This is a genomic window from Streptomyces sp. GbtcB7, assembly GCF_019091445.1.
GTDB lineage: Bacteria > Actinomycetota > Actinomycetes > Streptomycetales > Streptomycetaceae > Streptomyces > Streptomyces mirabilis.
The window spans coordinates 657,989-664,854 of record NZ_JAGXJM010000001.1 but is presented as its reverse complement, the minus strand read 5'-3'; the positions used below and the strand labels follow the sequence as shown (position 1 = coordinate 664,854).

5 protein-coding genes are annotated in these 6,866 nt (G+C 71.8%); 4 read left to right on the top strand and 1 reads right to left on the bottom strand.

Going from position 1 to position 6,866, the window contains the following annotated elements:
- The coding region (sucB, locus tag KVT44_RS02970; protein WP_217565931.1) for a 2-oxoglutarate dehydrogenase, E2 component, dihydrolipoamide succinyltransferase at positions 1–1,096 on the top strand (1,096 nt) is incomplete at its 5' end.
- 68 nt (positions 1,097–1,164) lie between these two features.
- On the opposite strand, the gene KVT44_RS02965 is transcribed toward sucB, so the two are convergent.
- Positions 1,165–1,821 carry a hypothetical protein gene (locus KVT44_RS02965; RefSeq protein ID WP_217565930.1) on the bottom strand — a complete coding sequence of 219 codons (657 nt, stop codon included), beginning with the start codon at positions 1,819–1,821 and terminating at the stop codon, positions 1,165–1,167.
- A gap of 289 nt (positions 1,822–2,110) precedes the next feature.
- Between KVT44_RS02965 and KVT44_RS02960 the strand changes: the two genes are divergently transcribed.
- The 3 genes from KVT44_RS02960 to KVT44_RS02950 all read left to right on the top strand — a co-directional run bounded on the left by KVT44_RS02960 (position 2,111) and on the right by KVT44_RS02950 (position 6,809).
- Positions 2,111–2,734, top strand: a complete 624-nt coding sequence (locus KVT44_RS02960; RefSeq protein ID WP_054230749.1) for a GntR family transcriptional regulator — start codon at positions 2,111–2,113, stop codon at positions 2,732–2,734.
- Positions 2,735–2,999: 265 nt separating this feature from the next.
- Entirely contained in the window at positions 3,000–5,711 is a 2,712-nt protein-coding gene (gene aceE / locus KVT44_RS02955; RefSeq protein WP_217565929.1) for a pyruvate dehydrogenase (acetyl-transferring), homodimeric type, read from the top strand.
- 111 nt (positions 5,712–5,822) lie between these two features.
- Positions 5,823–6,809 carry a YafY family protein gene (locus KVT44_RS02950; protein WP_217565928.1) on the top strand — a complete coding sequence of 329 codons (987 nt, stop codon included), beginning with the start codon at positions 5,823–5,825 and terminating at the stop codon, positions 6,807–6,809.
- Positions 6,810–6,866: the final 57 nt, after the last annotated feature.

Here is a 6,866-nt window from a genome sequence, read left to right as displayed (position 1 = left end):
CCCGGTCGCTCCGGCCGCCCCGGTCGCGCCCCCGGCTCCGGTCCAGGCCGCCGCCCCGGTCGCGCCCGCCGCCCCGGTCGCGCCCGCCGCGCCGGCTCCGGCCCCCGCGCCGGTTGCAGCTCCCGTCGCCCCGGCTCCCGCGTCCGCCGCACTCGCCGTTGACGACGGCGCGTACGTGACCCCGCTGGTGCGCAAGCTCGCCGCGGAGAACTACGTCGACCTGGCCTCCGTCAAGGGCACCGGCGTCGGCGGCCGTATCCGCAAGCAGGACGTCCTCGCCGCCGCCGAGGCCGCGAAGGCCGCTGCCGCTGCCCCGGCTCCGGCCGCTGCCGCCGCCCCGGCGGCCAAGAAGGCGCCGGCCCTGGAGGTCTCCCCGCTGCGCGGTCAGACCGTCAAGATGCCCCGCATCCGCAAGGTCATCGGCGACAACATGGTGAAGGCCCTGCACGAGCAGGCCCAGCTGTCCTCGGTCGTCGAGGTCGACGTCACCCGCCTGATGCGGCTGCGCGCGCAGGCGAAGGACTCCTTCGCGGCCCGCGAGGGCGTCAAGCTCTCCCCGATGCCGTTCTTCGTGAAGGCCGCGGCCCAGGCGCTGAAGGCCCACCCGGCCGTCAACGCCCGGATCAACGTGGACGAGGGCACGATCACCTACTTCGACACCGAGAACATCGGTATCGCGGTGGACTCGGAGAAGGGCCTGATGACCCCGGTCATCAAGCACGCGGGCGACCTGAACATCGCCGGCATCGCCAAGGCCACCGCCGAACTGGCGGGCAAGGTCCGGGCGAACAAGATCACTCCGGACGAGCTGTCCGGCGGGACCTTCACCATCTCCAACACCGGCTCGCGCGGCGCGCTCTTCGACACGATCATCGTGCCGCCGAACCAGGTCGCGATCCTCGGCATCGGTGCCACGGTCAAGCGTCCGGCCGTCATCGAGACGGAGGAGGGTACGGTCATCGGCGTCCGCGACATGACCTACCTGACGCTCTCCTACGACCACCGTCTGGTGGACGGCGCCGACGCGGCCCGTTACCTGACCGCGGTCAAGGCGATCCTGGAGGCGGGCGAGTTCGAGGTCGAGCTCGGCCTGTAACACCCCCGCTCGCGCGCTGCCCCCGTCCGGGACCTTCCGGGCGGGGGCTTCGCGTGTGCGCGGACGGGTCACCGCGGCTTCAGAGCGCTGTCAGACCACAGCACCAGCGTCTCCACCCACAGGTTCGGGATCTCCGTCGGGTACGCGGGTGTCAGGTGCCGCGTCCGGTACGCCCTGAGGACGTCGTACGCGGCGTCCAGGCAGTCGCGCGAGCCGAGGTCCCCCGTCTCCGGGTCGACGCCGACGAGGAAGCCCCGCTTCTCGACGGTACGGATCATGGCGCGGGCGGAGTTCACGTCACTGGTCGACGAGCCCGTGCAGCGGTGGCGGCTGTAGGGGTGCGTGGACTTCCCCGGGTAGTACGCGTCCCGGGACATGTCGCCGAGCATCCGCGCGTACGTGCCCTCCGCGTGCCAGGCTCCGATGTCGCCGCCGGGCGGGGTGTAGAGCGCGTTCGACGGGTTCTCCACCGCGCCGTACACCCAGCGGTCGGTGCCGGTGATCCGGAAGCCCCAGCCGACGTGCCCGAACTTCCGCGCGCCGTCCGGCTTGACGAAGACACACGCCCCGCCGGAGGCGACCGAGGTGCCGTGGGCCCGCGTCGCACTCGGCCGCACGGCCGCCCCCGTGTCCACGGGCCCGCACGCCGCCACGGCCGCGACCGCCCCGGCCGCCGCAGCCCAGCGCAGCCCCCGCTTCCGTCCCCATCCGCCCATGCCGCCCATGCCGACCCCCTGGCGTTCGCGGGAGCCTCCGTGGAAGCTCCCGCGCCGAAACCCCTGTGCCGACCCACACACCGTGCGGGGCCCGCGGGTTCTCCGGGTGACACGGACGTGACGCCTCCGGACCCCACCCGGTACGGGTATTTACGTCCGCGGCCGCTCTGACAGCGTGTAAGTCTCGTCTCACCTGCATGAAAGCGCCCCCGTACGCCTCTCTCCGACAGGGCTGCGGCCTTATTGTCTAAAGGTCAACGCCCCTGGGGCCGGCCCGCCCCCAGCGAAGGAGCCCCTCATGACCGCGCCCGTCGTCCACTCGCTGCGCGAACAGATCCGCGAGCACATCGTGGAGGGGATCGTCAGCGGGCGCTGGAAGCCGGGTGAGCGGATCGTCGAGCGGCGGATCGCGACCGAGCTGGAGGTCAGCCAGACCCCGGTGCGGGAGGCGCTGCGCGAACTGGAGTCGCTGCGGCTGATCGAGTCGGCGCCCAACAAGGGTGTGCGCGTGCGCAACCTGACGGCCGCCGACCTGGAGGAGAGCTACCCCGTACGGGCCGGTCTGGAGGCCATCGCGGCCGAGCTGGCGGCCGAGCGGCTCGCCCAGGACTGCTCGGCCCTGGAGCCGCACGTCACGGCGCTGTACGAGGCAGACCGGCTGTCGGACGGCACCGGCCAGGTCCGTCACACCGTCGCCTTCCACCGCGAACTCGTGCGCGCCGCGGGCAACTCCGTTCTCCTGCACACCTGGGAGGGCCTGGGCATCGAGGTCTTCACCGCCCTGTCCATCCGCTGGCTGGGAACCGTCCAGCAGTCGTACGCGGAGGAGCACGAGGCGCTCGTGGACGCCTTCCGGCGCCGGGATCCGCTGATCGCCGACCTGGTGAAGGCGCATGTGCTGGGCTGCGCGCCGCGCCCCTGACACAGCCGAGCGCACCCACGCTCACCTGGGGAAACCCCTGGGAATCCAAGGCACCCCGTGCCTGTCGTCAAGGCACCCCGTGCCGACTTTTGCGATACGAAGAGGTTTTCGCCTTCAACCCTTTGATCGATCATCGATCAGGGAGTTACAGTCAGCGCTGGGCTCCCACCAGAGCCCGCCGCCCTGTCCTGCCAAAGACATAAGGGCACCCCCGAAAACCCCTTGCCGATGAGGGAACCCCCCTCCGCATCCGGAAGGCGGCGCAATGACCGACCCCACCGCAATCCAGCCGAGCGAGCTCGACCAGCTCCCGGACCGCGACCCCGAGGAGACCGCCGAATGGCAGGCCTCCCTGGACGCCGTCACCCAGGCGGCCGGGCCGCACCGTGCCGCGTACCTGATGCGCCGCACGCTGGAGCGCGCCGAGGGCAACGGTCTCGCGCTGCCCAAGCTGCTTGAGACCGACTACGTCAACACCATCCCCACCGCCGCCGAGCCCGTCGTGGACGGCGACGAGGCGATGGAAGCCCGGATCACCGCCTGGAACCGCTGGAACGCGGCCGCGATGGTGACCCGGGGCGCGAAACACGGCGTCGGCGGCCACATCGCCACCTTCGCCTCCGCGGCCTGGCTCTACGAGACCGGCTTCAACCACTTCTTCAAGGGCAAGGAGTCCCAGGAGGCTCCCGGCTCCGGCGACCAGCTCTACATCCAGGGCCACGCCTCCCCCGGCATCTACGCCCGCGCCTTCCTCGACGGCCGGCTCACCGAGCAGCACCTCGACAACTTCCGCCAGGAGGCGGGCGGCAACGGCCTCCCGTCGTACCCGCACCCGCGGCGCCTGCCCTGGCTCTGGGAGTTCCCGACCGTCTCCATGGGCCTCGGCCCGCTGTCGGCGATCTACCAGGCTCGCTTCAACCGCTATCTGACCAGCCGCGGCATCAAGGACGTCTCGCAGTCCCACGTGTGGGCGTTCCTCGGCGACGGCGAGATGGACGAGCCCGAGTCGACCGCGGCACTCGCACTCGCCTCCCGCGAGGGCCTGGACAACCTGACCTTCGTCATCAACTGCAACCTGCAGCGCCTCGACGGCCCGGTCCGCGCCAACTTCAAGATCGTGCAGGAGCTGGAGGCCCAGTTCCGCGGCGCCGGCTGGAACGTCGTGAAGTCGCTGTGGGGCTCGGCCTGGGACGAGCTGTTCCAGCTCGACACCACGGGTGCGCTCGTACGCCGCCTGCGCGAGGTACCCGACGCGCAGGTGCAGACGTACCAGACCCGCGACGCCGCCTACATCCGCCAGGACTTCTTCGGCGCCGACCCGGCGCTCGTCGAGATGGCGAAGCTGCTGAGCGACGACAAGATCACCGAGTGCTTCCACCTCTCCCGCGGCGGTCACGAGTCCCGCAAGGTGTACGCGGCCTACCGCGCCGCCCTCGCCCACAAGGGCGCGCCGACGGTGATCCTGGCCCAGACGGTCAAGGGCTTCACGCTCGGTACGGGCTTCGCGTCCAAGAACGCCAACCACCAGATGAAGAAGCTGTCGGTGGACGAGTTCAAGCAGATGCGTGAACTGCTCGAGCTGCCCATCTCCGACAGCCAGTTCGTCGACGGCGTGGTTCCCTACGGCCACCCGGGCGCCGACTCCCCCGAGGTCCGTTACCTCCAGGAGCGCCGCGCGGCCCTCGGCGGCCCGGCCCCGGCCCGCCGTACGCACGCGCTCGCCCCGCTGCCCGCCCCCGCCGACAAGGCGTTCGCGTCCTTCGACAAGGGCTCCGGCTCGCAGAACGTGGCGACCACGATGGCCTTCGTCCGCCTGGTCAAGGACCTCGTCCGCGACAAGGAGACCGGGAAGCGCTGGGTGCCGATCGTCCCCGACGAGGCGCGCACCTTCGGCATGGAGAGCCTCTTCCCCTCCCTCGGCATCTACTCGCCCAAGGGCCAGACGTACGAGCCGGTCGACCGCGACCAGCTGATGTACTACAAGGAGGCCAAGGACGGCCAGATCCTCAACGAGGGGATCACCGAGGCCGGCTCCATGGCGGACTTCATCGCCGCGTCCACCGCGTACTCCACGCACGGCGAGGCGATGATCCCCTTCTACATCTTCTACTCGATGTTCGGCTGGCAGCGCACGGCCGACCAGATGTGGCAGCTCGGCGACCAGCTCGGCCGCGGCTTCCTCGTCGGCGCCACGGCCGGCCGTACGACGCTGACGGGCGAGGGCCTCCAGCACGCCGACGGCCACTCCCCGGTCATCGCGGCGACCAACCCGGCCGCCCTGTCCTACGACCCGGCGTTCGCGTACGAGATCGCGACGATCGTCAAGGACGGTCTGCGCCGGATGTACGGCGAGGCGGCCCCGGGCGAGGACTCGAACGTCTTCTACTACCTGACGGTCTACAACGAGCCGATGCCGCAGCCCGCCAAGCCGGCCGGCCTCGGTATCGACGAGGGCATCGTCAAGGGCCTCTACCGCTTCAACACGGCCGAGTCGGCGGGCCTGTCCCCCGTCGCCAACGCCCCGCGCATCCAGCTGCTGGGCTCCGGCACGGCGATCCACTGGACCCTTCAGGCGCAGAAGCTGCTCGCCGAGGAGTGGGGCGTGGCCGCCGACGTGTGGTCCGCGACCTCCTGGACGGAGCTGCGGCGCGACGCGCTGGAGGCCGACGCGGCCCTGCTGCGCGGCGAGGAGCGGGTGCCGTTCGTCCGCCAGGCGCTGCACGGCGCCGAGGGCCCGGTGCTCGCGGTCTCCGACTACATGCGCCAGGTCCCGGACCAGATCGCGCAGTGGGTCGAGCAGGACTACTCCTCGCTCGGTGCCGACGGCTTCGGCCTCTCCGACACCCGTGAGGCGGCCCGTCGCCACTTCGGCGTCGACGCGCAGTCGATCGTCGTCGCGGCGCTGGCGCAGCTGGCACGGCGGGGCGAGGTCAAGACGTCCGCGGTGAAGGAAGCGCGGGAGCGTTACGGACTCTGACAGTCCGCCTGTTCCATGTGTTTCGCGAGGGGCGCGGTGGCTACGGCCGCCGCGCCCCTCGGCGTTCCCGCGCGCCCCTTCGCTGTCGGTGGGGCCCGGCATCATGGCCGTATGCGTGCTGCCCGCCTGATCAAGATGGTGCTGCTGCTCCAGTCACGGCCGTCGATGACCGCCGCCGAGCTGGCGCGGGAGCTCGAGGTGTCCGAACGGACGATCACGCGGGACGCGCAGGCGCTGTCGGAGGCGGGCGTTCCGGTGTACGCGGACCGGGGCAGGGCCGGGGGCTACCGCCTGATCGGCGGCTACCGCACCCGGCTCACGGGCCTGGCTCGCACGGAGGCGGAGGCGCTGTTCCTGAGCGGGGTGCCGGGGGCCCTGCGGGACATGGGTCTGGAGGACGCCGCCTCCGCCGCGCGCCTGAAGGTGTCCGCCGCCCTGCTCCCCTCCCTGCGGGACGCCTCGCGGGCGGCGGGACAGCGGTTCCATCTGGACGCGCCCGCGTGGTTCGACGAGCCCGAGACGCCCGAGCTGCTGCCCGCGGTCGCGGAGGCGGTCTGGGACGACCGTCGGATCACCGCGGGGTACCGGCGCGGGACGGCCGAGGTGGAGCGGGTCCTCGAACCGTACGGGCTCGTGCTGAAGGCGGGCGTCTGGTACCTGTGCGCGCGGGTGCCCGAGCCCGGGCCGGCCGGATCCGGCCCCTTCCGGGTCTACCGGATCGACCGCTTCACGAAGGTGAGGCCCGCCGCGGAGTGCTTCACCCGGGAGGACGGGTTCGACCTGCCCGGGTTCTGGGCGGAGCGGGCCGAGCAGTTCGCACGGTCCATCCTGCGGGCGGAGGCCGTCGTACGGCTGTCTCCGGAGGGCGTGCGGAGGCTTGCGTACGTCGTCGACCCCGCGTCCGCGAGACAGGCGCTGGGCGGGTGCGGTGCCCCTGACGGGCGGGGCTGGGTGACGGCCGTCCTCCCTGTCGAGTCCGAGGAGGTCGCCCATGCGCAACTGACGGGGCTCGGGCCCGAGGTGGAGGTGCTCTCGCCCGCGGCGCTGCGGGAGCGATGCGCGGGGGACGCGGTGCGGCTGGCGGCGCTGTACCGGTGACCGGGGAGTGCCTCGGGAGGTGACCGGGAAGTGCCTCGGGAAAACGCCCCGTAGCTG